This window comes from Exiguobacterium sp. s157 (genome assembly GCF_018618205.1).
GTDB lineage: Bacteria > Bacillota > Bacilli > Exiguobacteriales > Exiguobacteriaceae > Exiguobacterium > Exiguobacterium chiriqhucha.
Window position 1 is genome coordinate 1 of record NZ_JACSLQ010000014.1, and the last position, 26,800, is coordinate 26,800.

Below are 26,800 nucleotides of genomic sequence, written 5' to 3' on the forward strand. Positions count from 1 at the left end.
ATGCCGACTTCTCGCCATAAAAAAACACTCCCCAATCAGATAAACAGATTTGTTATTTCATCTGTCTACCTATTGGGGAGCATATCATCGAGTTGAAGGGTGTCCACGTCATGCTTTCGGAGATGGGCGACGTCGATGCGTCAAGAACAAGAGACCGAGCACGATCAAGACGAGTCCGAGTACCGTTCCCCACGTTTTTGTCGTGCCGGTCATCGGAAGGGTCGCTTGGTCTGGCGTCACCGGAGTCGTTGGTTCCGGCACATAAACCGATTCATCTTGGTCATCACGGTTATCGTTGCCCGGTTTTGGAAGGTTTTGCTTCACGTGCACGGTCGCCTCGACCGTCCGCGACACGCGCGCCTCACGATTGACTTCGAACGTGAACGTCGTCCGGTTCGTGAGCACTGCGCCGGCCCGCACATCATAAGATGGCAAGAGTACTTTCTCCATCTCGAGTACGACCTCTTCGCCGGGGATTAATCCGTTCTCGACTTCGGCCAGAGCACGCATGCCGTCTCGGAGCGTCTCGGTCGTCTCGCGCTGTTCTTTGGTCGTCAACGCCCCGCTCGTCCATTCGTCGATGACGTCGACGAAGTACAAGGTGACGTTCGACGTGTTCGTGATTGTATACGTATAGCGAATCGCCTCACCTGGATGCACCGTTTCGGGACGCGCCGTCTTCGTGACGGTGAAGTCAGCTTGATTCAATAAGACGATTTGTTGGCTCTCGGCATCGATGACTCGACCGTAAGCATCGGTCGCAGCGACGCGGAACACGTTCCCGATTTCAGGAGCGCTCGTCCGATCGTAATCGGTTGGAATCAATAAGTTGACGGTCGCCTCGACTCGTTCCCCAGCGAGAAGCCCATCATCGCCGACGAGTGCCAATAAGCGCTCGCGGACGTTTGCATTGAACGTGTCGACCGTCTTGCCGTCGATGTCGCCGCTAAAGAACTCATCTTCGATGGATGTAATCGTGAGCGCCGTCTCGCCTGTGTTCTCGATAACGAACGTATATGGGATCATCCCACCGACGACGGCTTGGTCGATGTTTGCCTCTTTCCCGACCTCAAGGCCAATCGTCTCGTTCGGTACGACCGTGACATTCGCCTCCGTACAAGTTGCCGGAACGGTCTCGTCTTCAACACCGATACAGAACGTATTCGTCACGACGGTCTCACTCGTCACGTCTGGTGCGAACGTATCGAACTGAATCGTCGTCGTTCCGACCGGTATCGTCGGGAACGTCCAATTGAAAGCTGGTGGTCCGCTCAAGGTAGTCGGGGCGACCGAGCCTTCCGGACCGAGCACTTCGACCGAATCCGCGACGACGGTCAACGCTTCGGGCACCGTGTCGGTCACAGATAAGTTCTCAATCGGAGCGCCCGTCACATCGATAACGAGCCGATACGTCACCAAATCTCCGCCTAACACACGTTCAATCGGCCCATCGGCACCAAGCACCAATTGATCGATGGCAACTGCTGGACTAGCGGAAGGTGCGGCCACTTCTTCTGTGACAGGTTCCTCTGGTGAGGGCTCCGGTTCAACGAGCGGGGGCTCGACCGGTATGTCGACGTCCGGAATCGTCTCCGTCCCGTCACCACCCGGTTCGATCGACTCGCCTGCAAGCTCCTCCATCTGAAACGCATAGACGGCGCCCGGAAATGAATAAGGAACACCGGCACTGTCATACAAGGTGACTTGATCGATTGTCGTCACGTCGACCTCGGTCGCGTCAATCATGAACCGCCAAATCGTTGACGTCTCACGTGCCCCGTAATACGTGACGTCCGCGTAAATCAAACTCGCGTCATCGTACGCTTCGATTTCTTCAGGGCTCAAATCAATTTGTGCATAAATTGGCGTAGGTGTCATTGTCGCGTTCGCGTAACTTCCATTCGGTGCCCACATGCTGATCAATACGAGGACGAATGTGATGAGTGCGATGAAACGTCGGTTGGTGCGTTGCATGATGGTCCCCTCCTCTAAGGTGTGACGAACGTCTGCGATGACACGCTCCGGCACGGGAGAGGGATGGAGGATGAGTGTGCGCGAGTCGTGGTGTAAGGTCTTGATGTCGAAAAGTATTTGTAGATACTAATCATTACCCGTCCCATGAGGGCACGAATCTGCTCGAAAACGGAAACGTTTGAAAATCAGGTCAATGAAAAAAAAGGCCCTCCTTCAGGAGGACCTCGTTCAAGATGGGTCGGCTAAGAAGGCGAGCAACGCTGCCTCATCCCACACTTCGATGCCAAGTGACTCGGCTTTCGTCAATTTCGACCCTGCCTTCTCGCCGGCGACGAGGAGGTCGGTGTTCTTGCTGACGCTGCCTGTGACGCTCGCACCGAGTAGTTCAAGTTGCTTACCGGCCTCGCCACGCGTCATCTCATGCAGTTTCCCGGTCAAAACGACTGTCTTCCCGGCGAGCGGCGCATCAGCGTCAGCGACCGGTCGTTTCGTACCTTTGAACGTCAGGTTGACACCTGCCGCGCCGAGGTCACGGACGAGGTCACGAGCTTCCGGCTTCTCAAAGTATAAGACGATCGATTCAGCCATCTTCGTACCGATACCATCGATTGACGTCAACTCGTCGATCGATGCCTCCATGACCGCCTCCATCGTCTCGAACCGTTCCGCAATCAACGCGGCCGCTTTTTGTCCGACGAGGCGGATACCGAGCGCGAACAAGACACGCTCGAGCGAGTTCTGTTTCGACTGCTCAATCGCCGCGAGCAAGTTCGTCACCGACGTTTCGCCCATCCGGTCTAGCGCGAGCAGCGCATCCCGGTCGAGACGATATAGGTCGGCCACGTTATGGACGAGGTCAGACGCATGGAGTTGCGTAATCACTTTCTCACCGAGCCCATCGATATTCATCGCCGGGCGCGATACGAAATGAATCAGCCCTTCGAGCAGTTGGGCCGGGCATTCCGGATTGACGCAGCGGTGGTCCGCCTCGCCCTCTAACCGGACGAGTTCAGATTCACAAGCTGGACAATGCGTCGGGAAGACGATTTCCGTCTCCTCCCCGGTCCGCTCACTGACGAGCGCCGAGACGACGGCCGGGATCACGTCCCCCGCTTTCTTGATGACGACACGGTCTCCGATGTGAAGGTCCTTCTCTACAATGAAGTCCTCGTTATGGAGCGTCGCATACGTCACGGTCGACCCTGCGACCGAGACCGGTGCAAACCGCGCACGCGGCGTGACTTTCCCGGTCCGCCCGACACTAAAGTCGACGTCTTCAATCGTCGTCACGACTTCCTCGGCCGGGAACTTATACGCGACGGCCCAACGCGGACTCTTCGCCGTGAAGCCGAGCTGTTCTTGCTCTTCGTAAGCTGCGACTTTGATGACGATGCCGTCAATCTCGTACGGCAACTCCGACCGCTTCGTCACATACGTTTCAATATAGTCCCATAACTCATCGGCCGTATGACACGTCGTGTATTCTTGGCTGACGGCAATCCCGAGACGGCGCAAATATTCGAGCGACTCGTCATGCGAGGCGGCGAGATCGTCCGTCGAGACGAGCCCGTAGGCGAAGAACGCCAAGTTCCGCGACGCCGCGATTTTCGAGTCGAGCTGCCGGAGCGAACCTGCCGCCGCATTGCGTGGGTTGGCGAATAGTGGTTCGCCGAGGCGTTCCCGCTCGTCGTTCAAATGTTCGAACGACCGTTTCGGCATGTACGCCTCACCGCGCACCTCGAACGTGACGTCCTCGTTCAACCGGAGCGGAATCGAGCGGATCGTCTTCAAGTTTTGCGTGATGTCTTCCCCAGTCGTCCCGTCCCCGCGCGTCGCGCCACGGACGAGCCGACCGTCTTCGTATTTCAGCGACACGGCGAGCCCATCAAACTTGAGTTCGGCGACGAACAGCGGACTATAGCCGAGATCTTTCTCAATCCGTTCGACCCATTCGACGAGTTCTTCTTTGGAGAAGACGTTCCCGAGCGACAGCATCGGCGTGTCATGTGTCACTTTGACGAACGCATCGAGCGGGACGCCGCCGACACGTTGCGTCGGTGAATCCGGACTCCGGAGTTCCGGATAGTCCGTCTCGATTTCAATCAATTCGTTCATGAGACGGTCGTATTCCGCATCTGGGACACTCGGTCGGTCGAGCACATAATATTCATACCCGTATTGATTTAACTTTTGACGAATCGCTTCAACGCGTTCTGCCATCTCCATATGATCACCTCACGCTTTTTCGATTGGGGCAAACTTGGCGAGCAGGCGCTTGATGCCGACGGCCGGGAAAGCGATATCGAGCTCGAGCTGATCGCCTTCGCCACGCGTCTGAACGACCGTGCCTTGTCCCCATTTCTTATGATTGGCCTTGTCCCCAACGTTCCAACCGATTGATTCGGCGCCGGACGACTGGGCAAGTTTTGGTTTCGGTTTCGAGCTGAAGCCGTTCACAGGAAGTTTCCCCGGCGACTCGACTGGATTCCATGGCATCGGCTTCTTCGCTTTGCCCGATCGCTCCAAGAGCGTCTCTGGCAACTCGTGCAAGAAGCGCGACTCCGGGTTGTTTTGGAAACGCCCGTACAACATGCGGGACTGGGCCCGTGTCAAATAGAGACGCTTCTCGGCCCGCGTGATGCCGACGTACGCGAGACGGCGTTCTTCTTCCATCTCTTCCGGGTCGTTCAAGGCACGGCTGTGCGGGAACAACCCTTCTTCCATCCCAATCAAGAAGACGACCGGGAACTCAAGTCCCTTGGCCGAGTGTAGCGTCATGAGTGTGACTTGGTGTAACTCGTCGACTTCTTCGAGCGTGTCGAGGTCCGAGACGAGCGTCAAATCGGTCAAAAAGGCGACGAGTGTCTGCTCGTCACTCTCTTTCTCAAAATTTTGGGCGACCGAGAGGAACTCTTGCAAGTTCTCAAGGCGGCTCTCGGCTTCGAGCGTCTTCTCGATTTTGAGCATCTCTTCGTAGCCTGACTTCTTCAACACTTCTTCAATCAATTCCGAGATGGACAAGTAGTCGGCCATTTGACGCAAATCGACCATCAATTGACGGAACTCGGCGAGCTTCGTCGCTGTGCGCGGCGCAATGCCCGACAGTTCGATGTCACGAATCGCTTCCATGAGCGACACGCCTTGCATCCCGGCGAAGTCGCCGAGCTTATCGACCGTCGCGGCGCCGATGCCGCGCTTCGGTTCGTTGACGACACGGACGAATGAGATGTCCTCGTCTGGGTTGGCGATTAAGCGCAAATACGCCAAGATATCCTTGATTTCTTTTCGTTCATAAAACTTCGTCCCGCCGACCATCTTATACGGGATGTTCGACTTGAGGAGCATTTCCTCGAGTCCGCGCGATTGGGCGTTCGTCCGGTACAGGACGGCCATCTCGCCGTAATCGATGCCTTCTTGGCGGAGCTCCTTCATCTGATTGATGATGAAGAACGCTTCATCCCGGTCATCCGAGGCGACATGCAAGAGGAGTTTCTCGCCTTCGACGTTCTCGGTCCAGAGCTGCTTGTCTTTTCGACCCGAGTTGTTTTGAATGACACCGTTCGCCGCTTCCAAAATCCGCTTCGTCGACCGATAGTTTTGTTCGAGCAAGATGACGTGCGCGCTCGGATAATCCTTCTCGAACGTCAAGATGTTGGCGATGTCGGCGCCGCGCCAGCGATAAATCGACTGATCAGAGTCACCGACGACACACAGGTTCTCATGCGCCTGCGCGAGCAGCTTGACGAGCGTGTATTGGGCCCGGTTCGTATCTTGATACTCGTCGACGTGGATGTATTGGAACTTCTTCTGATAAAACGCGAGCACGTCCGGCGCTTCTTGGAACAACTGAATCGCCTTCATGATCAAGTCGTCAAAGTCGAGCACGTTGTTCTGCTTCAATTTCTTCTCATACGCCGTGTAGACGTCCGAGATGACTTTCTCGTACGGGTTGTTGCCGACGAGTGCGGCCGCATCTTGCGGCGTGCGGAGCTCGTTCTTATGGTTCGAAATCATACCGAGGAGCGTCCGCGGCTCATATTTTTTCGGGTCAAGGTTCAACTCTTTAAGCACTTGTTTGATGGCCGTCAACTGATCGGACGAGTCGAGAATCGAGAAGTTCCGGTCATAACGGATGCGATCGATGTCACGCCGCAAAATCCGGACACACATCGAGTGGAACGTCGAAATCCAAATATCGTCCGCGACGCCACCGACGAGGCGGGCGATCCGGTCTTTCATCTCGCGAGCCGCTTTGTTCGTGAACGTAATGGCGAGAATGTTCCACGGCGCGATTTGTTTCGACGCCATCAAGTAGGCGACGCGATGCGTCAAGACACGTGTTTTCCCAGACCCTGCCCCGGCCATGATGAGCAACGGGCCGTCCGTATATTTGACCGCCTCCGCTTGCGGAGGGTTCATGCCTTTGACTAATTCTTCACTCAAGTTATACATAATCGTTTCCTTTCCCTATCCAAACATTTGTTCTTATTTTATCGGAGTGCCGCGACAGTCGCAAGCGCTCCTTCGAAATTGTCATAAATCACATTGCCGACGACGATCGTATTCACGTGTTCAGCCATCACCCGGGCCGACTCGTATCCGGTGATACCGCCCCCATAAAACAGATGGGCATCCGGCACGGCCAGCCGCACTTCTTGGACGAGCTCGACCGATCCGAACGTGCCGCTATACTCCACATACAAGGAAGGCAGGTGGAACAAGCGATGTCCCGCTTCCGCATAGGCGATGGCTGTCTCGATGGACAAATCGGTCTTCGCCTCGGTCACGTGGGCCACTTTCGCATCTGGATTCAAAACGATATACCCTTGTCCGGTCACATCCGCATGAAACAAGTGTCCGTATCGTTCGAACGCTCTCGTTTGATGACCGATGACCCAGTCCACGGTGCCCGCGTTCAAGACGGTCGGAATGAAATAGTGGTCGAAGCCTCGAATCACTTGCTCGGGATGGCTCATCTCGAGCGCGAGCGGGATGCCGCATCCTTCGAGACGAGTATAGAGCGCGAACGTGTTTTCCGCGTCGACCCCGTCCGTCCCACCGATGAGGAAAGCGTCCGTGCCCGAACGGATGAGCGCTGCGAGCGCCGAATCATCGAGCGGTTTATTCGGATCAAGTTTAAAGACGTGGCGCCACGATTGAAAATCCATTCGGCTTCCCTCCCATTCGATACCTTCTCTAGTGTAGCGATTTTTCCCGTCGCTTGCATCTGTTGAACAAAAAAAGACTTGCCGAGGCAAGTCTCAAGCACGTCTGGCGTGCGTCTTTTGTTCGCGGGCCGTCATCCATTTGGCGACGACGAGTGCGAACAGTCCGTAAACCGGGATGAACCAGAGCGGATTGGCCAAAAAGAAGCCGAGCACTGGAATCTCGAGTAACGGTGAATCTGGCGAGCAGAGCGCTGTTCCGTTCACGACCGCGATGAACGGTAAGACCGGGACGGCGAACACGTAACCAAAGTTGATCCAAAAAGCCTTCATGATCTGAGCTCCTTAGCCTAAGATGATTGATTCTTTCGGATAGTTGTACATCCGTTTCGGCTGTCTCCGCTGCAAAATCAAGATGAAGGCGATGACACCGATTCGACCGATGAACATTAAAATCGTGAGTACCCATTTTCCGACGTTACTGAACTCTGCCGACAGACCGACCGACAAGCCGGTCGTTCCGAACGCCGAGCACGCCTCGAACAAGATGCGGGTAAGCGATGCGTCTTCAAAGAAGGTGAGCACCATGACCCCCGTGAGCAGGACAGCGAGTGACACCGTGATGATGACGAACGCTTTCCAAATATCCTCGAGCACAATCTCGCGCCCGAAAATTTTGATGGACGAGTCCCCGCGAATGAACGCGACGACCCCGAGCACGGCGACGGCGAACGTCGTCGTCCGAATCCCCCCGCCGACCGAGGACGGGGACGCCCCGATGAACATCAGAATCGATAACAATAACATACTGCCTTCCGAGAACAGGTTGACGTCTACCGTCGTCAAGCCCCCGTTTCGCGTCGTCACGGACTGGAACAAGGAATCCGAGAGCGCGAGCCAGAGCGGTAAACCTTTGAACGCGTTATTGTATTCAAATAGAAACAAGCCGACGGTCCCGACCGCGATCAATCCGAAGAACGTGGATACCGTCAATTTCGTGAACAACGAGAAGCGGCGCGGGAAATTCTCACGTTTCCGTATAATCCGGTTCGTCAAATAGGTGCGAATCTCGACGAGGACCGGGAACCCGATGGCGCCACCGGTCATGAGCGCGATTTGCGTAAAGATGACGAACGGGTCTTCCCGGAACGGCGCGAGCGAACTGCCGGTGATATCGAACCCCGCGTTCGTCGTCGCACTGATCGAACCGAACAGCCCTTGCAGGAACGCCTCTCTGGCCGTATCAAAGTAATTTAAGTAATGGATTCCGAGCATGATTGCCCCAATCGCTTCAATCGTGATAACGGTGATGACAATTTCCGCAATATACTTCACGATTCCAGACATCGACGTCTGGTTCTGGTCCCGTAAAATCAGCTGACGCTCACGAAAGCCAATCCGCTTTCCGAGCAAAATCCACATGATGACGTGCAAACTGATCAGACCGACCCCGCTCACTTGAACGATGAACAGGATGATGAACAGCCCGAACGTCGAAAACGTATCCGTCACGACGATTGGCGTCAAGCCGGTGACGCTGACACAGCTGACCGCAAAAAAGACGAGATCGGTGAATGTGATCGTGACACCCGGCTGTCGCGCAATCGGTAAGGCGAGCAGAATGACAGACAACACGACCGCCGCGCTGTAAATCAACACGAGTGTCTGGACCGGTGTCAGCTTCCGGAAGAACAGCTGTAAATTTCGTTTCATAAACTTGTCTTGCATCTCGCCCCTCCTCTCCCATCAAAAACAAGATGACTCTTACGAGTCACCTTCTGATTGTTTTAGACGTTCAAGGGCAAGATCATAACCGCCAGACCCGTAGTTCAAGCAACGCTTGACGCGGGAAATGGTGGCTGTCGAAGCACCTGTCGCTTCTTCAATTTTATGATATGTGCTACCTTCACGAATTTGACGGGCTACTTCAAGCCGTTGGGCGAGCGCCTGTACTTCGTTCACGGTCGCTAAATCTTCAAATAGTTGATAACAATCTTCGAGTGTATCGAGCTTCAAAATCGCCTCAAATAGCTGATCGAGCTCTCGTCCTCGTAATTTATCGAGTTGCATCCGCAAGCATCCTCTCTCATCGTACTTCTTTATCATTCTAAAGCACGACCGGCTCGGACTCAACTGTTCATCGTAAAATCGCCGGAAATAGTATTTGTTTCTTCATCACTTCGTAAATCCCGAGCGGTGTGGCCCGCACATATGGCAAGTGCGTTGACGCCAAGAACAAGAGCGTATAAATCGGGTCTTCGAATTTGTATCCACGAATCAGTAGCTCGGCCCGCAACCCTTCTTCTTGGACAATCAACCGTTCGACCGGCTCCTTCGACGTCATTCCACAGAGCGGGAGCGGGATTTCCGCGATCACCTCACCGCGGTCGACAAGGACGATGCCGCCGCCAAGTTCCTTCATCCGCTCGAAAGCCGTCAACATGTCTTGTTTGCATTTCCCAAGAATCAAATAGTCACCGCTAATCGAATACGAACTGACGAGGCCGCCGAAGTCGTTGGCGAATCCTTTCAGCACCGTATTGAGGCGCCATTTCCCTTCTTTATCGAGCAGCATGAGGAACGACTCGTCCCCGTCACGTGGCAGCTCATCTTGTCCGGTATCGTGCGTGATTTTGAACAGCTTCATGATGACCGAGTTGACCATGTCGAGCCCGACCGGCATGCTGAACGATAAGTCGTTCGGCGTCAGTTCGATGTCGACGTTCGTCGACGGCATCAAGGCAAGCGCCGCATCGACGAGCTCGTTCGGAAATTCGGACGTCCCGTCCCGATAAATCCATTGCCCTTTGGCAATGACAGCGCTCGGGCGTGGCTCATCAACCGCATCCAAAATATTGAGATGGGCGATGCGTCCCGGCGCAATCGAACCGAGGACGTGGTCGAGCCCGAAGTGTCGCGCCACGTTCAACGAGACGATGCGGTATGCTTCAATTGGAGGCAAACCCGCCTCAATCATGATTTTCACGAGCGCGTCTTGTAACCCGTCTTGATAAAATCCTGGCGTCGACCCGTCTGTCGTGACCATCACATGATCGAACGCCTCGAGTCCGGCGTCGAGCAGACCACGGATGAGTCCCGGAAGGTCAGGACGAATGGAAGAGTGACGGAGTGTTGTCGTATAGCCGTGTTCGAGCCGGCAGAGCGCTTCTTCGGCCGTCATCGCTTCATGGTCGCTGTGAACACCCATCAACGCCATCTTCGTCAACGTCTTCGCCGAAGCCCCTGGGAAGTGTCCTTCGACCGGGAGACCGCACGTCTCCGCATCGAGCATCCACTGAAGCATCTCGTCATCACCTTTTAACGTCCGTGGCCAGGCCGTCAATTCTCCGGCCATGATGACGTCCGGGTGATTGAACCAAGCGTGAATCCGCTCGGAGTCGACGAGAACGCTATCACGGTCAAGTTCGGTCTGCGTATCGAGACGCGCCCACCAGTACGTGCTCGTCGGAAGCTGTTGCATCGCTTCCAGTTGCGCAAACGCTTGCTCCTTATTTTGTAAAAAAAGAAGCATGTTGTCATTCACGAGCGTTGTCGTCCCCCGCTCACCTGCATACTTCGACAGCGTCGCCGGATTATATAGTTGGAATGGATGCGCGTGCGGCTCGATATAGCCCGGCACGATGTATTTCCCTGACATATCCACCGTTTCGACGGCAGCTTTCGGTACATCTGGCCCGACATAGACGATTCGGTCATGCTCAATCCATATGTTTGCTTGTTTCCACTGCTTCACGTACATATTTAAGTATGTGGCATTCGTCAATACGAGCGAAGGTGGTCTGACTTGGCTCACGACTTCTAATTGTGACCGAATCATCGCTTTAGACCACGGTGCCCGCGCCGATCGTTTTGGTGGCATCGAACCCAATCCTCCCTTAATCGCCTCGCCATTATTATTAGAAAATAATTTTGTAAGCGTTTTCTTTCATCTGATTCAAGTTTACCTTTTCTCTGAAAGGCTCGCAAGCTATGTTGCCCATTGTAACGGAATTCACATGAAATTCACACAAATAAAGACGTCTCCCACGGGAGACGCCTTCACCAATCGTACATCGTGACCGTCTTTTTCAAATAATGCTCGAGTTGAGCGAGCGGAACGGGCTTGCTGTAATGATAGCCTTGAATGAGGGAGCTGCTATGTTCGAGCACGAAGGCGAGCTGTTCCGGACGTTCGACTCCTTCGGTGACGATATCGAGCCCGAGCGTGTGGAACGTCTGATATAACCCTTCGAGCAACGCCCGGTCGAACGTGTTCTCCGGAATCCCTTTGACGAAATTCTGGTCGATTTTAATCAAATCGAGTTGGAGCGACTGTAAAAACGACAGCGACGACGTGCCGACCCCGAAGTCATCGAGCGAGATTTTGACGCCGATGGCCTTGAGCGATTGAATGAACTGCTGAAGTTCATATAAATTGCCGCCGACCTCGCTCTCGGTGATTTCGACATGGAGACGGTGAGGGTCAAACCTCGAACTCATCAACACTCGTTCTAATGAAGCTAAAAACGAACCGTCGGCGATTTGGCGCTTCGACACGTTAATCGATAGGAACAAGTGATGTCGTTCCACGTGGTCTTTCATCTCTGTGACCGCTTGTTCGAGCACCCAACGACCCAAATCAGAGATGAGACCGAGCTGTTCGGCAACAGGGATGAACAGTCCAGGTGAGATTTGACCTTTCGTCGGATGGTTCCAACGAATGAGCGCCTCGACGCCACGTACGGCAAACGGTCGCGGCGACACGATCGGTTGATAATACAGTTCGAATTCATCATGTTCGAGCGCATGGCGCAAGTCACGCTCCATCTCGAGCGTCTGTAAGTAGTGGCTTCCATCCTCGATTTCTTGGAACGTGAGCACTCGATTCTTTCCTGACAGTTTTGCCTCATGAATGACGACATCGAGCCGTCCCATCATCATCTCGTACGTATGGTGCGGTTCGGCACAAGTGAACACATCGATACCGATTGTCGCCGCCATCCCCTTCACCCCGTTGACTTCGGCCCAATCCTTCAAGTCTTTGATCAAACGCCGGGCGACCGGCTGCAATTGTTCGAGCGTCCAGCTTGGGTGGACGAACATGAATTCATCGGCACCGATTCGGGCGACAAATCCGTCTTCTTTATAAAAGTTGAGTCGGGAAGCGATATAAATCAGGACGGCGTCGCCTGTCCGGTGTCCGTACTGGTCGTTGATGCGCCGGAAATCGTCCAAGTCCAAACCGAGCACACCGATTTGATTTTGTTTGCCACGTACGTTCGAGAAGTAGTCCTCAAGCGCGAGCCGGTTCGGAAGCAACGTCAACGCGTCACGAAACGCTCGGTCAATCACTTCGGCACGTGTGTCTTCGAGTGCCGCGAGCACTTCATTCATGCTCGTCGCCATCTGTTCAATCTCGTCGTGGCTCTTCGCATCACGACTGAGCCGGAGCCGGCTATCCCGTTCGAGTGTAATCACTTTCAACTCACTGACGATTTCCATGAGACGTCGAATCACGACCCGGTGAATCGTCCACAGCAACGAAAAGAAGAGACCGAGCCCAAGGACGACGAGGGCAATCATCCCGAGTCGTAACATCGCCACCGTATTTTCATAATGTGTTTGTTCGACGGTGAATTTGACCTCGAAATCGGACTGTTGAAACACAGTGCCAAGCGGAATCACGACGTCGGTCCCCGCATCGCCATCCGTGATGACCGTCTGATTTTGACGCGCAGGTTGAATCGTCAATGGAATTTTCGTCTGGGTGCTCATGTCCGCCAGAAATGCCGGGTCGACGAACTCGAGCATGACGAGCGTACCTTGACTTGGACCACTACTATCACTTCGTAAAATCGGGTGACTGACGTACAGCGTCGGACCGAAATCACTCGCATAGATGCCGTTTTGCGTATCTTCCTGATCGCTTAATCGAGAAGTGACCGCCTTGATGAGCGTTTGTTGATCAGTTTTTGACAACGTCGTGCTCGCTGAACGGAACGACGAGTAGAACGCTTCTCCGTCCCGGTCCAAATAGACGATGGCGTTGACGCTCAAGTTTTCAAGCGATTCCTCGCTAATGTTACTTTGGACATAGGAGGCGTTCCGTCGTTGAACGAACGTGTAGGTGTCATTCCAGACGGCCCAATCGACGAGTGTGCGCTCGAGCGTATGCTTCCGATTGGCGAGCGTCTCTGACACGCTCGCGACTTGACTCTCGACCGTCTGCCGATCTTGTTCCATGCTCTTCTCGATAAAATAAGGGCGGACCCCAAAAAAGATGATTCCGACAAACACGACTATATTCACGGCCACCGCAATCATGAGCTTCGTCCGAATGCGCACGTCGACCACCTTCTTCCTTCAATCTACTCCATTATTGTAGAGCAGGAAGCGTGAATTCCCTTCTTTTCGCATGAAAAAAAGGACGGGTTGACCCATCCTTTAAAAAATACGTGCCAACGCCCGTCCCCCGATGTCTCGACGGTAGAACGTCTGTGGCAAATCAAGTTGTTCGAGTGCCGTATAGACGGCATATTTCGCTTCGAGCAAGGTCGGTTTTGTCGACGTGAGCACGAACAAGCGTCCCCCGTTGCCGACGATGTCCGCCCCGTCACGGGTCGTGCCCGCATGGAACACGAGCACATCGTCTCGTAAGTCACCGAAGCCTGATAGTACCTGTCCGGTCGTCGCTCGATCAGGATAGCCTTCTGCCGCGACGACGACTCCAATCGTATAGCCTTCCACCCATTCAATCGGATACGTTTTTTGGTCCACGACCGCCTCGATGACGTCGAGGAGAGGAGATGCCAAGTTCGGGAGAATGACCTCGGTCTCGGGATCGCCGAACCGAGCGTTGAACTCGATCACTTTCGGGCCATCCGCCGTCAAGATAAGACCTGCATACAAGAACCCTTCGAACGGAGTGCCTCGTTCGACCATCGTCCGCGCGAGCGGGAAGAGCACGCGCTCGACCGCTTCCGTGTACACGGCATCGTCGAGATGAGGCATCGGGCTATATGCGCCCATGCCACCCGTATTCGGCCCTTTGTCGCCGTCAAACGCACGTTTGTGATCTTGTGACGTGATCATCGGGATGACGTGCTCGCCTGAGACGAACGCCATGAGCGAGAACTCTTCCCCGTCTAAAAACTCTTCGATGACGACACGGGACTGATCCCCGAACTTATCGGTGCCGAAGATGTCGTGAATCGCCGCCCGCGCCTCATCGAGTGTGAACGCGACGGTCACGCCTTTCCCGGCAGCGAGTCCGTCCGCTTTGACGACGAGCGGGGCTTCCGACTGATCGATATGACGTAGCGCCGACGCTGCGTCGGTAAACGTATCATATCCCGCTGTCGGAATATTTGCTTCGCGCATCACTTCTTTGGCGAAGGCTTTACTACCCTCGAGGAGCGCTGCCGCTTTCGTCGGTCCGAAGATGTGTTGACCTTCTGCTTGGAACGTATCGACGACTCCGGCCATCAGGGCCGATTCGGGGCCGACAATCGTCCAGTCGATTCCTTCGCGCTTCGCAAACCCAACAAGGGCCGAAACATCCGTCTCTTCAATCGGCACGCACGTCACACCATCCATATTGAGATTGCCCGGGGCGACGAACACCTCATGTCCGTCTTGTCCCAGTTTCCAGGCGAGCGCGTGTTCACGGCCGCCACGTCCAATGACGAGTACGTTCATCTTATCGCTCCTCTCAATGTTTGAAGTGTCGAACTGACGTGAACACCATCGTGATGCCGTGACGGTTCGCCGCTTCGATCGACTCTTCGTCACGAATCGATCCGCCCGGTTGAATGATGGCCGTGATCCCGGCCGCAGCCGCAGCCTCGACCGTATCGCCCATCGGGAAGAACGCATCGCTACCGAGAGCGGCCCCTTGAGCACGTTCCCCTGCTTGTTCGAAAGCGATTTTCGCCGCGCCGACGCGGTTCATCTGTCCCGCACCGATGCCGATTGTCGTCTCGTCTTTGGCGACGACGATGGCGTTGGATTTCACGTGTTTCACGACACGCCACGCAAGTTTCAAATCTTCCCATTCAGACGCCGTCGGACGACGGTCCGTCACGATTTGGCATGACGCATCATCGAGTGTGACGTCGTCCCCATCTTGTACGAGGAGACCGCCCGCGACGGCTGTCAAGCGCATCCCTGTCATCTGGCCCATGTCGAGCGTCAATAACCGAAGATTCTTTTTCTCTTTCAATCGGTCAAGTGCTGCCTCACTAAAGGATGGCGCGATGATGATTTCTAGGAAGATGTTGCGGAGCGCCTCTGCCGTTTCCACATCGACTTCACGGTTCAAGGCGACGATGCCTCCAAAAATCGAGACCGGATCGGCCGCATGGGCTCTTGAGAACGCCTGGCTGATTGTCTGTCCGACAGCGACACCGCACGGGTTCATATGTTTGACGACGACCGCTGCCGGCTCCGTCAATTCGCTGAGCGCCTCGAGCGCCGCATTCGTATCTTGGATATTGTTATATGAGAGTTCTTTGCCGTGCAGTTGCTTCGCGTTCGCGAGCGTCATCCCGTGATAGAGCGGCGTCTTGTAAAACGCTGCCTGCTGGTGCGGGTTTTCCCCGTAACGGAGGTCTTGTACTTTCTCATACGTGACCGTGAGCTGTTCCGGGAACGTCTCGCCGATCTGCTGCCCTAAATAGTCGGCAATCAAGGCGTCATACGCCGCCGTGTGACGGAACGCTTTTGTCGCAAGACGTTGACGTGTTTCGAACGTCGTCCCGCCGGCACGAACCGCTTCGGCCACATGACCGTAGTCGGCCGGATCAACGACGACCGTCACGCTGGCATGGTTTTTCGCGGCTGAACGGAGCATGCTCGGTCCACCGATATCGATATTTTCAATCGCTTCTTCATACATCGCATTCTCTTTCGCAATCGTCTGTTTGAACGGGTATAAGTTGACGACGACATAGTCGATTGGCTCGATGTCATGGTCTCTCATCTGTTCGACGTGCGAGTCCAAATCGCGGCGTCCGAGCAGGCCACCGTGAACGAGCGGATGGAGCGTCTTCACGCGTCCGTCGAGCATCTCTGGGAACGACGTCACTGCTGAGATGTTTTTTACCGGAAGGCCGGCCGCGATGAGCGCTGCTTCCGTCCCGCCTGTCGAAATGAGTTCGATGCCCGCTTCATGCAACGCCTGCGCGAGCTCGACGATTCCTGTTTTATCTGACACACTCAGTAATGCTCTCACTTGAAAACCTCCTGTTGGATAAACACTTGTTGTAGTACGCGCGGATAGAGCTGATGCTCGACCGCTTGGATGCGTCTTGCCGCTTCGGCCGCATCACAGCCTGCGATAGCGACGTCTTGTTGGGCGATGATTGGTCCCGTGTCCATCCCGGCATCTACGTAATGAACCGTGACCCCGCTCGTCGGCACATTCGCCGCGAGCGCCTGACCGATGGCGTCTTTTCCAGGGAACGCCGGTAAGAGCGACGGATGGATGTTGATGATTTGCTTTGGATACGCGGTAAGCAGCACGTCCCCAATCAACCGCATATACCCGGCCAAGACAATATAGTCGGCGCCGAGTGCCTGTAGTAGGACGAGTATTTCTTGTTCGAATTCCGCTTTTGAGGCGTACGTCTTCGGTTCGAACGAGAAGGTCGGGATGTTGAACCGATCGGCCCGCTCGAGTACTTTCGCTTCTGGTTTGTCCGTGACGAGCAGGACGCATTCCCCTGACAAGTCGCCTCGGTCAATGGCTTGCCAAATCGCTTCGGCGTTGCTACCGGACCCGGAGGCGAAGATGGCAAACTTTTTCACTGGTCGACCCCCATGATGCGGACACCCGGTTTGGCATCGACTTTCCCGATGCGATGCGACGTCTCTCCGGCGCGCTCGAGCGCAGCTTCGACAGCTTCGACATCTTCAGGACGGACTGCGATCATGAAGCCGATACCCATATTGAACACGTTGAACATCTCTTGTTTCGAGACATGCCCGACTTGTTCGAGCCAGTCGAACACGGGCAGGCTCGGCCAATTCGATGCGTCGAATGTGACACCGAGGCCTTCCGGCAGCATGCGTGGCACGTTCTCGTAAAAACCGCCGCCCGTGATATGGGCCATGCCTTGGACACGCCCCGTCGCGATGGCCGCTTTCGCCGCCTCGGAATAGATGCGCGTCGGCAACAAAAGGGCGTTCCCGAGCGTCGTGTCGAGCATGGCGATCTCATCAGTGTAGGCGAGCCCTTGCGATTCGACGATATGGCGGACGAGCGAGAATCCGTTTGAATGGACACCCGATGATGCGAGTCCGAGGACGATGTCCCCCGCTTCAATCGTCCGTCCATCGATCAGTGCTTCCTTCTCGACGACACCGACGGCGAATCCGGCGATGTCATATTCGCCGTCCGGATACATCCCCGGCATCTCGGCCGTCTCGCCTCCAACGAGGGCACAGCCCGCTTGGACACAGCCTTCGGCGACGCCTGCGACGATGCGCTCAAGTTTGGCCGGTTCCGCTTTTCCGGTCGCGATATAGTCTAAGAAATAAAGCGGTTCGGCTCCGTGGACGAGACAGTCATTGACACACATCGCCACACAGTCAATTCCAATCGTATCATGTTGGTCGAGCGCGAACGCGAGTTTGAGTTTCGTGCCGACCCCATCCGTTCCGCTGACGAGAATCGGATGTTTCAACTGCATCGAGCCAAGGTCAATCATCGCACCAAAACTACCGAGCCCGGTCATCACTTCTGGACGCATCGTCCGTGCAACGTGACGCTTCATGCGTGATACTGCCTCATAACCTGCCTCTAAATTCACACCCGCTTGTTCATATCTTAAACTCATCGTCAGTCCCCCTCAAGCTTTTGTCTCTGTTACAAGTTCCGCCAGTTCAGTTGGATAAAGTCCGGTGAAGCAAGCGGCGCACTGCCCGCGCAAGTTCCCTTCGAACGGCCGGTCGATTGCTTCGACCGTCCCATCCAATGTGAGGAACGCCAGTGAATCGGCCCCAATCTCTTCTTTAATCTCTTCGATGGATTTGGTGGCCGCAATCAACTCTTCCTTTGATGATGTATCGATGCCGTAATAGCACGGATGCTTGATCGGTGGTGACGTGATGCGCACATGCACTTCGGTCGCCCCGGCTTCACGGAGCAGTTTGACGATGCGTCGGCTCGTCGTCCCGCGAACGATTGAGTCGTCGACCATGATGACCCGCTTCCCGTTCACGACACCTCGCAGCGCCGACAGTTTCATCTTGACGCCGCGCTCCCGTAACTCTTGCGACGGTTGAATGAACGTCCGGCCGACGTATCGGTTTTTGATGAGTCCCATCTCGTACGGAATTCCGCTCGCCTCGGCGTAGCCGATGGCTGCTGAAATACTCGAATCAGGGACGCCGGTGACGACGTCCGCTTCGACCGGTGCCTCGTCGAACATCTTTTTCCCCATCGCTTTACGGGCCGTGTGCACGTTGACGCCATCGATGATCGAGTCCGGCCGTGAGAAGTAGATGTATTCCATTGAACACATCGCGCGGACCGAGGCCTCGCTGTACCGCTCTGATACAATCCCGTCTTGCGTGATCATAAGGAGTTCCCCTGGCTCGACATCACGTACGTACGTCGCCCCCACGACGTCGAACGCACATGTCTCTGAGGCGAACACGTAGGCTCCATCCTCGGTCTGGCCGAGCGAGAGCGGACGTAATCCGTGAATATCGACTCCGACGTAGAGCGCGTCTTCCGTTAAGAAGAGGAAGGCGAACGCTCCGACGAGACGAGCCAAGCTATCCGCGATTCGTTCTTTCATCGAGTTGCCGCGGCTCCGCTTAATCAAGTGGGCAACGACTTCCGTGTCAGATGTCGTCTGAAAAATCGCACCTTCCGCTTCGAGCATATGTTTCAACTCGTTGGCGTTGACGAGATTCCCGTTGTGCGCCATCGCCAAATCGCCCGTGAGCGACTTGAAGTGGAGCGGTTGGACGTTCTCGAGCGTGTTGCCGCCTGCCGTCGAATAACGGACATGACCGATAGCGTGATGCCCGGTCAATGCATCGAGCGACGGTTCGTCGAACACTTCAGCGACGAGGCCGAGTCCGCGTTTGGCGTGCAAGCGCTCGCCGTCAGCCGTGACGATGCCTGTCCCTTCTTGTCCCCGGTGTTGCAGGCTGTGGAGGCCGTAGTAGGCGAGATGTGACGCTTCGTGGTGATTAAATACCCCGAATACCCCGCACTCCTCGTTCATGCCTCGGATGTCATATAACATGGAATAGCTCCTTCCCATACCCGTTCAAGTTCCGTGACGTCCATTTCGATTAGGCGGTCGCTCGAACGCACCGTCAATTGTGGCGTGTCTGTCACCTGTCCGATGCGTGTCGCCTTCGTCAACCTCGCGAACGCATCGGCCTGATGTGGCGCGACTGTGATGAGGAACCGTGACTGTGATTCGCTGAAAAGTGTCGTCACGAGATCTGTGTCGACTGTGACGTCTGCGCCGAAGCCCGTGCCGAACACGAGTTCAGGGAGTGCTGCGGCGAGTCCACCTTCCGATACGTCGTGGGCCGCCGTGACAAGTCCTTCCCGGATTGCTGCGAGGAGCGCTTGTTGCTGACGGCTCTCCGTCTCCAGGTCAAGCGTCGGCGCCTGTCCGCTCACTTGACCGTCTTGCAACATTTGAAGCGCACTACCACCGAACTCAGGTTTTGTCTCCCCGAGCAAGAAGATGATGTCGCCTGCTGCTTTCGCGAACGACGTCGTGATATGTTCCGGTTTGTCAATCAAGCCGACCATGCCGACGACCGGCGTCGGATAAATCGCCGTCCCGTTCGACTCATTGTAAAGCGAAACGTTCCCACCGATGACTGGTGTGTCGAGGGCACGGCACGCTTCTGCCATCCCTTCGACAGCTTGATCGAGCTGCCAAAACCCTTCTGGCTTGTCCGGGCTACCGAAGTTCAAGCAGTCCGTGAGGGCGAGCGGTGTGGCGCCGCTAGCAACGATGTTGCGCGCTGCCTCTGCGACCGCAATCGCACCACCGACACGTGGGTCGAGGTACACGTATTTGGCGTTGCAGTCCGTCGTCATCGCGAGTGCTTTGTCTGTGTCGCGAATCCGGATGACGGCCGCATCACTTCCTGGCGCGACGACAGTTGACGTTTGGACCATATGGTCGTATTGCTCATACACCCAACGTTTCGAGGCAATCGTCGGCATGGCGAGCACGTCTTTCCATGTCGTGAGTACGTCCGTGACGACCGGTTGGACCGGTGCCATCGCTTGGAACGTCTCATAATATGCCGGTACTTTCGACGGCTTATGGTAGACCGGTGCGTCTTCTGCGAGCGCGTCGACCGGTACTTCGGCTGCGACTTCCCCGTGATGGAGAAGACGGAGTACTTTTTCTTCTATGACGACACCGACTTTGATCGCATGAAGTCCCCACTTCGTGACGATTGCTTCGATTTCATCTTCATGCCCTGCCTTGACGACGAGAAGCATCCGCTCTTGTGACTCGGACAACATCATCTCGTAAGGCGTCATATCAGCCTCGCGTTGTGGGACGAGGTCGAGGTTCATCTCGATACCCATGCCTGCCTTCGATGCCATCTCGGCCGAAGACGACGTGAGACCAGCCGCTCCCATGTCTTGGATCCCGACGAGGGCTGGGTGCTTAATGACTTCCAAACACGCCTCAATCAACAGTTTCTCCATGAATGGGTCCCCGACTTGGACGGCCGGGCGTTTCTCGTCCGCATCCTCACCGAGTTCTTCCGAGGCGAACGTCGCCCCGTGAATGCCGTCGCGTCCTGTCGTTGCGCCGACGTACATGACCGAGTTGCCGACACCTTCGGCAATCCCTTTTTGAATGTCTTCATGGCGAATGAGTCCGACGCACATCGCGTTGACGAGCGGGTTGCCGGCATAGGCCGGGTCGAACGCGACTTCCCCACCGACCGTCGGGATGCCGACACAGTTGCCGTAACCGGCGATGCCGGAGACGACGTGGCCGAAAAGATGTTTCACACGTGATTCGTTCAAATCTCCGAAGCGGAGCGAGTTGAGGAGTGCGACCGGTCGCGCGCCCATCGAGAAGATGTCGCGGATAATCCCGCCGACACCTGTCGCCGCACCTTGGTACGGCTCAATCGCCGATGGATGGTTATGGCTCTCGATTTTGAATGCGACGGCCTGGCCATCGCCAATGTCGACGATGCCGGCACCTTCCCCAGGTCCTTGAAGGACGTGTTTCCCAGTAGTCGGGAATTTCCGGAGGACAGGCTTCGAGTTTTTGTACGAACAGTGTTCAGACCACATGACCGAGAATAACCCGATCTCTGTGTAATTCGGCTCACGACCGAGCAGTGAGACGACGAGCGCGTATTCCTCATCGGTCAAGCCCATCGTGGCGTAAAGTCGCTCTTCACGGATGTGTGTTGCTGTCGGTTCAGTTGTAAGTAGCATGTCGAGTCCCCCATTTCACCATCGAAGTGAATAATCGTTTGCCATCTTCCCCGCCTAAGAGTGCTTCGACCGCTCGTTCCGGGTGTGGCATCATTCCGAGTACGTTACCTTGTACGTTCGTGATTCCTGCGATATTCGCGACCGATCCATTCGGATTGTCGGTATACGTGAAGGCGATTTGTCCGTTCGCTCGGAGCGTCTCGAGTGTCGCCTCGTCACAGTAGTAGTTGCCTTCCCCGTGCGCGATTGGGACTTGAATCGTCTCCCCGAGCTCATAATCGTTCGTGAACATCGTCTCGTTCGTTTCGACTTTCAATTCGACTGTCTTGCACATGAACTTCAAATCACGGTTGCGCATCAATACGCCCGGTAGGAGTCCCGCTTCGACGAGCACTTGGAATCCGTTACAGACGCCGAGCACTGGACGCCCTTCTTCGGCGAATCGTTTCACTTCGTTCATAATCGGTGAGAACTGGGCGATGGCACCACAGCGCAAGTAGTCCCCGTATGAGAAACCGCCTGGTAGGAGCACACCGTCGTACCCATCAAGCGACGTTTCCGTATGGAACACATAGTCCGCTTCTTCGCCGAGGACATCTTTTACGGCATGATACATGTCGAGGTCACAGTTCGATCCGGGGAAGACGATGACAGCGAATTTCATGCGAGTACCCCCATCTCGATTCGATAGTTCTCGATAACCGTGTTGACGAGCAACTTCTCACACATGTCACGCACCATCGCTTCGGTCGTCTCATCTGCCACTTGAAGCTCGATGACTTTCCCGATGCGTACCGACTCTACCCCTGTAAAACCGAGATGTTCGAGCCCACCTTTTACGGCGACGCCTTGTGGATCCAGTACACTTTCACGTAATGTCACGTACACGTTTACTTTTTTCATCGGTCCATTCCCCCTATGCGTGTTAACAGTTGGCTGTATGTGTCTGTCAGAGATCCAAGGTCTCTGCGGAAAACGTCTTTATCGAGCTTTTGTTTCGTCTCTTTGTCCCAAAGCCGGCACGTGTCTGGTGAGATTTCATCGGCAAGGATGATCGTGCCATCGACTTTACCGAACTCAAGTTTGAAATCGATTAAATCGATGCCATGTTCATTGAAGAAATCGAGCAACACATCGTTGACCCACAGACCAAGTTGTCGCAATGTTTCGACTTCTTTGTGTGTGGCAACTTGCAGTAAACGGATATGATCCTCCGTTAAGAGTGGATCTCCGAGTGCGTCATCTTTATAGTAAAACTCGACAATCGGTGACAGGAGCGGTGTCCCTTCTTCCCAACCGAGTCGTTTGGCAAGGCTTCCGGCGGCGACGTTGCGAACGACGACCTCGAGCGGAATGATATCGACACGGCGCACGAGCTGCTCGCGATCCGATAGTCGCTTAATGAAATGCGTCGGAATCTTGTTATCGTGCATGAGTTCGAACAAGCGCGTCGTGATGGCATTGTTCAACACGCCTTTGCCGGCGATTGATTCTTTCTTCTCCCCGTTAAATGCTGTCGCGTCGTCTTTATAATAAACGCGGAGCACACCCTGTTCTTCAGTCTCAAATAACGCTTTCGCTTTACCTTCGTAAATTGCTTCCATCTGTATCGTCCCCCTTAAAAGTGAGAGGGGCATGAAGCCCCTCAACGATCACAAACCACAGCGTTCAAAAATAACATCGACACGGCGCACGTGATGGCTCGGGTCGAATAGGTCGTCGAGCTCGTCACTCGTGAAGAGTGCGCCCATCTCGGCGTCTTGTTCAATCAAGGTGCGGAACATCGTCTCTTCTTCCCACGCTTGCATCGCCTTCGGTTGAACGGCATCATAAGCGGCTTCGCGCGACCATCCTTTTTCAATCAACGCGAGCAAGATGCGTTGGGAGAAGATAATGCCAAACGTCCGGTCCATGTTCCGGCGCATATTATCCGGGAAGACCGTCAAGTTCTTCACGATATTGCCAAAGCGGTTCAACATGTAGTTGAGGAGACTCGTCGCATCCGGAAGAATGATCCGTTCTGCTGAGGAGTGTGAGATGTCACGTTCATGCCAGAGTGGGACGTTCTCATACGCCGTCACCATATGACCGCGAATGACACGGGCCAGGCCGGTCATGTTCTCTGAACCGATCGGGTTACGTTTATGCGGCATTGCTGACGATCCTTTTTGTCCTTTGGCGAAGAATTCTTCGACCTCACGTGTCTCTGTCTTTTGGAGGCCGCGAATCTCTGTCGCCATCTTCTCAATCGATGTGGCGATTAACGCGAGCGTGGACATGTATTCGGCGTGACGGTCACGTTGTAACGTCTGCGTCGAAATCGGTGCTGCTTGAATCCCTAATTTGTCACACACATACGATTCGATGAATGGATCAATGTTTGCGAACGTACCGACCGCACCACTCATCTTACCGAATTCAATCGTCTCGCGGGCTGCCATGAACCGTTTCTTGTTGCGCTTCATCTCTTCGTACCAAAGGGCGAGCTTCAATCCGAACGTCGTCGGTTCTGCGTGGACACCGTGTGTACGGCCCATCATGATGTCATACTTATGTGCTCTAGCTTTTTCAGCGAGGATGTCGATGAAACGGTCGATGTCAGCTTCTAAAATATCGTTCGCTTGCTTAATCAAGTACGATAAGGCCGTATCGACGACGTCTGTCGAAGTCAGTCCGTAATGCACCCACTTCTTCTCTTCACCGAGTGTCTCTGAGACGGCACGGGTGAATGCGATGACGTCATGACGTGTCTCTTGCTCGATTTCAAGGATGCGTTCGACATCAAACGATGCCTTGTCCCATAAGACGGCGACATCTTCCTTCGGGATGATACCAAGTTCGCTCCACGCCTCGCAGGCGTACAGCTCTACTTGGAGCCATGCCTCAAATTTATTCTGGTCTGTCCAAATCGCCGCCATCTCAGGACGGGTATAACGTGAAATCATAAAACGGTCTCCTTCCAAATTGCCAATTGTTCGATGGTCTGAAGCGCTTCTTTGACGGAAGCAGCAATCACGTTCAAATGTCCCATTTTCCGCCCCTGCTTCGCTTCTTCTTTCCCATACAAATGTAGTTTAACATTCGACGGTAACGTTTGCGGGTTCAGCTCGTCCATATGTTCGCCTAACAGGTTGACCATGACGATTGGTGTGTAAAGCGTCGTTCGCCCAAGCTTCATCCCGGTGATTGCCCGAATGTGTTGCTCGAACTGTGATGTCTCACAGGCATCAATCGTGTAATGCCCTGAGTTGTGAGGGCGTGGCGCAAGTTCATTCACGTACAATGAACCGTCTTCCATAATGAACAACTCAACCGCAAGCGTACCAATCAGTCCGATGTGGTCAGCGAGTTGGAGGGCCAAATGACGCGCCTCCTCTAAAATATCAGGCTCCACTCGTGCCGGTACAATCGAAAGATATAAAATATTGTTTCGATGAATGTTCTCGCTGATGGGGAACGTCGTCGTCTCGTGCGTCCCTCTCGTCACGATAACAGAGATTTCTTTTTTAAAAGGAAGCCAAGCTTCGGCCACATATTCCGTCTCTTCGAACTGATCTGTGAACGAGCTTACGTCTTGTTCTGAACGTATTACCGTTTGACCTTTACCGTCATAACCAAAACGGCACGTCTTAATCACAAACGGAAAACCTAACACGTCTCTTGCTCGAATGACATCACGGACGGAACGGACTGGAACGTACGGTGCGACTTGAAGACCTGCCCCTTCAATCATTTGTTTTTCAAAGATTCGATGCTGTGTCGCCTTCAAGACATCCATCCCTTGAGGACATTTGTCAGCAATGGCCTCAATCATCGCTGTATCAATGTTCTCAAATTCATAGGTGATGACGTCTGAACGATGTGCAAGTTCACGTGCTGCCGTTACGTCGTCAAATGCGGCGACGATGCTTGGTGCAACCTGAGCGGCGGGCGCGTTTGCGTTTGGATCGAGGCTTAGCGTTTCGTACCCCATAGCACTCGCACTGAGAGACATCATGCGACCTAACTGACCTCCACCTAAAATGCCGATTCTCATTAGATTAGTTCCTCCGTCGCTTGAAGTGCCATATCGCGCTTCGCTTGGCGATATGTATCTAGGCGTTCAACCAGTGCGGGGAATTGCAGGCTGAGGATTTGAACGGCGAGTAGGGCCGCGTTCGTCGCCCCGGCACGTCCGATAGCGACCGTTGCCACTGGTACTCCTGCAGGCATTTGAACAATCGAGAGCAAGGAATCAAGTCCATTTAACGCTTTAGATTGAACAGGCACTCCGATGACAGGAAGCGTTGTTTTCGCTGCGACCATTCCCGGTAAATGGGCTGCTCCTCCTGCGCCTGCAATGATGACTTGTATGCCTCTCGCACGGGCCTCTTCAGCATATTCAAACATTAAGTCCGGCGTCCGATGTGCCGAGACAACTTGTTTTTCATATGGAATACTCAATTCTTCTAGGATGTCACAAGCATGGCGCATCGTTTCCCAATCAGACGAGCTACCCATGATCACACCTACTGTTGCCTTCATTCAAATGTCCCCCTTAAATAAAGAAATCCCTAAACCGAATAACCAGTTTAGGGTATAGGCCACGACAAAAAAATGTCGACTATACCCCATAGTCTGATCAGAATCGGCGATCAGGTAGAAACTTGCGAGCCATTTCCTCGCGATTATATGGAGCACTATTTAATTTGTTATTAACTCACACGCCTATCGTACCTTGTTCTTTCAAAACATGTCAACAAACTGCGAACAATTTAATTGTCTGAATATTTATCGTTCGTCTTTAGTGGTGTTAAAATACAAAAAAACCGCCACGCATTCGTGACGGTTTGGCATTATGATTCGAGAGCAACGCACTCAAACAAAATCGATTGATGGGAATGTACAGGTTCGTCTTTGGTTCCCGTTTGTTCAAAGACAGGCTTTTCAATCCTACGTACCGGGCGATACCCCATTTGAGCAATTCGATTTAAACAGTCATCGATTGTCTCGTTTGGCTCGACGTATACTTTGATTTTTTTGGCCATCTGTTCTTCCTCTCTTTCATTTGAATCACGATATAAATAAAAAAGCGGCGGCCCTTGAGCGAATGCTCCAGAACCACCGTTTGCCTGGCGACGTCCTATCCTCACAGGGGGAGACCCCCAACTACTTTCGGCGCTGAAGCGCTTAACTTCCGTGTTCGGCATGGGAACGGGTGTGGCCG

At 54.3% G+C, this 26,800-nt stretch carries 22 protein-coding genes, 1 rRNA gene and 1 riboswitch; all 23 genes read right to left on the minus strand.

Going from position 1 to position 26,800, the window contains the following annotated elements:
* Positions 1-108: 108 nt before the first annotated feature.
* Entirely contained in the window at positions 109-1,974 is a 1,866-nt protein-coding gene (locus KNP67_RS14775) for a DUF7507 domain-containing protein (protein ID WP_214756935.1), read from the minus strand.
* Between the two features lie 228 nt (positions 1,975-2,202).
* Positions 2,203-4,200, minus strand: coding sequence for an NAD-dependent DNA ligase LigA (gene ligA / locus KNP67_RS14780; RefSeq protein ID WP_214756936.1), 1,998 nt, complete (start codon positions 4,198-4,200; stop codon positions 2,203-2,205).
* 9 nt (positions 4,201-4,209) lie between these two features.
* Positions 4,210-6,426, minus strand: a complete 2,217-nt coding sequence (gene pcrA, locus KNP67_RS14785) for a DNA helicase PcrA (protein WP_021065208.1) — start codon at positions 6,424-6,426, stop codon at positions 4,210-4,212.
* A gap of 38 nt (positions 6,427-6,464) precedes the next feature.
* Positions 6,465-7,142 carry a heptaprenylglyceryl phosphate synthase gene (pcrB, locus tag KNP67_RS14790; protein ID WP_131472920.1) on the minus strand — a complete coding sequence of 226 codons (678 nt, stop codon included), beginning with the start codon at positions 7,140-7,142 and terminating at the stop codon, positions 6,465-6,467.
* 93 nt (positions 7,143-7,235) lie between these two features.
* Positions 7,236-7,472, minus strand: coding sequence for a hypothetical protein (locus tag KNP67_RS14795; RefSeq protein ID WP_021065206.1), 237 nt, complete (start codon positions 7,470-7,472; stop codon positions 7,236-7,238).
* A 12-nt stretch (positions 7,473-7,484) separates the two neighbouring features.
* A complete protein-coding gene (locus KNP67_RS14800) occupies positions 7,485-8,867 on the minus strand; it encodes a TrkH family potassium uptake protein (RefSeq protein WP_131472919.1) in 1,383 nt (460 codons plus the stop codon).
* Between the two features lie 36 nt (positions 8,868-8,903).
* The gene (locus tag KNP67_RS14805) at positions 8,904-9,209 is read right to left on the minus strand and encodes a YerC/YecD family TrpR-related protein (RefSeq protein ID WP_021065204.1); all 306 of its coding nucleotides are present in this window, start codon (positions 9,207-9,209) and stop codon (positions 8,904-8,906) included.
* 67 nt (positions 9,210-9,276) lie between these two features.
* Positions 9,277-11,019: an adenine deaminase C-terminal domain-containing protein gene (locus KNP67_RS14810; RefSeq protein ID WP_131472918.1), complete on the minus strand. Its 1,743-nt coding sequence runs from the start codon at positions 11,017-11,019 to the stop codon at positions 9,277-9,279.
* A 179-nt stretch (positions 11,020-11,198) separates the two neighbouring features.
* Complete coding sequence (locus KNP67_RS14815; RefSeq protein WP_241764611.1) at positions 11,199-13,484, minus strand: bifunctional diguanylate cyclase/phosphodiesterase; 2,286 nt, start codon at positions 13,482-13,484, stop codon at positions 11,199-11,201.
* Between the two features lie 99 nt (positions 13,485-13,583).
* Entirely contained in the window at positions 13,584-14,837 is a 1,254-nt protein-coding gene (gene purD / locus KNP67_RS14820) for a phosphoribosylamine--glycine ligase (RefSeq protein WP_214715612.1), read from the minus strand.
* 13 nt (positions 14,838-14,850) lie between these two features.
* The gene (purH, locus tag KNP67_RS14825; RefSeq protein WP_214756938.1) at positions 14,851-16,371 is read right to left on the minus strand and encodes a bifunctional phosphoribosylaminoimidazolecarboxamide formyltransferase/IMP cyclohydrolase; all 1,521 of its coding nucleotides are present in this window, start codon (positions 16,369-16,371) and stop codon (positions 14,851-14,853) included.
* Complete coding sequence (gene purN, locus KNP67_RS14830) at positions 16,368-16,946, minus strand: phosphoribosylglycinamide formyltransferase (RefSeq protein WP_021065199.1); 579 nt, start codon at positions 16,944-16,946, stop codon at positions 16,368-16,370. The genes purH and purN overlap by 4 nt, the downstream gene beginning before the upstream one ends.
* Positions 16,943-17,977: a phosphoribosylformylglycinamidine cyclo-ligase gene (purM, locus tag KNP67_RS14835; RefSeq protein ID WP_021065198.1), complete on the minus strand. Its 1,035-nt coding sequence runs from the start codon at positions 17,975-17,977 to the stop codon at positions 16,943-16,945. The genes purN and purM overlap by 4 nt, the downstream gene beginning before the upstream one ends.
* A 12-nt stretch (positions 17,978-17,989) precedes the next feature.
* Positions 17,990-19,399 carry an amidophosphoribosyltransferase gene (purF, locus tag KNP67_RS14840; protein ID WP_214756939.1) on the minus strand — a complete coding sequence of 470 codons (1,410 nt, stop codon included), beginning with the start codon at positions 19,397-19,399 and terminating at the stop codon, positions 17,990-17,992.
* Positions 19,375-21,594, minus strand: a complete 2,220-nt coding sequence (gene purL, locus KNP67_RS14845; RefSeq protein ID WP_214756940.1) for a phosphoribosylformylglycinamidine synthase subunit PurL — start codon at positions 21,592-21,594, stop codon at positions 19,375-19,377. The genes purF and purL overlap by 25 nt, the downstream gene beginning before the upstream one ends.
* Positions 21,578-22,258: a phosphoribosylformylglycinamidine synthase subunit PurQ gene (purQ, locus tag KNP67_RS14850; protein WP_029596116.1), complete on the minus strand. Its 681-nt coding sequence runs from the start codon at positions 22,256-22,258 to the stop codon at positions 21,578-21,580. Before purQ ends, purL begins: the two co-directional genes overlap by 17 nt.
* On the minus strand, positions 22,255-22,497 hold the full coding sequence (purS, locus tag KNP67_RS14855; RefSeq protein ID WP_021065194.1) for a phosphoribosylformylglycinamidine synthase subunit PurS: 243 nt from the start codon (positions 22,495-22,497) through the stop codon (positions 22,255-22,257). The genes purQ and purS overlap by 4 nt, the downstream gene beginning before the upstream one ends.
* A complete protein-coding gene (gene purC, locus KNP67_RS14860; protein WP_021065193.1) occupies positions 22,494-23,198 on the minus strand; it encodes a phosphoribosylaminoimidazolesuccinocarboxamide synthase in 705 nt (234 codons plus the stop codon). The genes purS and purC overlap by 4 nt, the downstream gene beginning before the upstream one ends.
* 48 nt (positions 23,199-23,246) lie before the next feature.
* Entirely contained in the window at positions 23,247-24,539 is a 1,293-nt protein-coding gene (gene purB / locus KNP67_RS14865; protein ID WP_021065192.1) for an adenylosuccinate lyase, read from the minus strand.
* On the minus strand, positions 24,536-25,630 hold the full coding sequence (gene purK / locus KNP67_RS14870) for a 5-(carboxyamino)imidazole ribonucleotide synthase (RefSeq protein ID WP_029596118.1): 1,095 nt from the start codon (positions 25,628-25,630) through the stop codon (positions 24,536-24,538). Before purK ends, purB begins: the two co-directional genes overlap by 4 nt.
* Positions 25,630-26,118, minus strand: a complete 489-nt coding sequence (gene purE / locus KNP67_RS14875) for a 5-(carboxyamino)imidazole ribonucleotide mutase (RefSeq protein WP_021065190.1) — start codon at positions 26,116-26,118, stop codon at positions 25,630-25,632. The genes purK and purE overlap by 1 nt, the downstream gene beginning before the upstream one ends.
* Positions 26,119-26,187: 69 nt before the next feature.
* Positions 26,188-26,289: riboswitch (purine riboswitch) on the minus strand.
* A 140-nt stretch (positions 26,290-26,429) separates the two neighbouring features.
* On the minus strand, positions 26,430-26,621 hold the full coding sequence (locus tag KNP67_RS14880; protein WP_021065189.1) for an NETI motif-containing protein: 192 nt from the start codon (positions 26,619-26,621) through the stop codon (positions 26,430-26,432).
* An 82-nt stretch (positions 26,622-26,703) separates the two neighbouring features.
* Positions 26,704-26,800: ribosomal RNA gene (gene rrf / locus KNP67_RS14885) — 5S ribosomal RNA — on the minus strand; the annotation flags it as partial.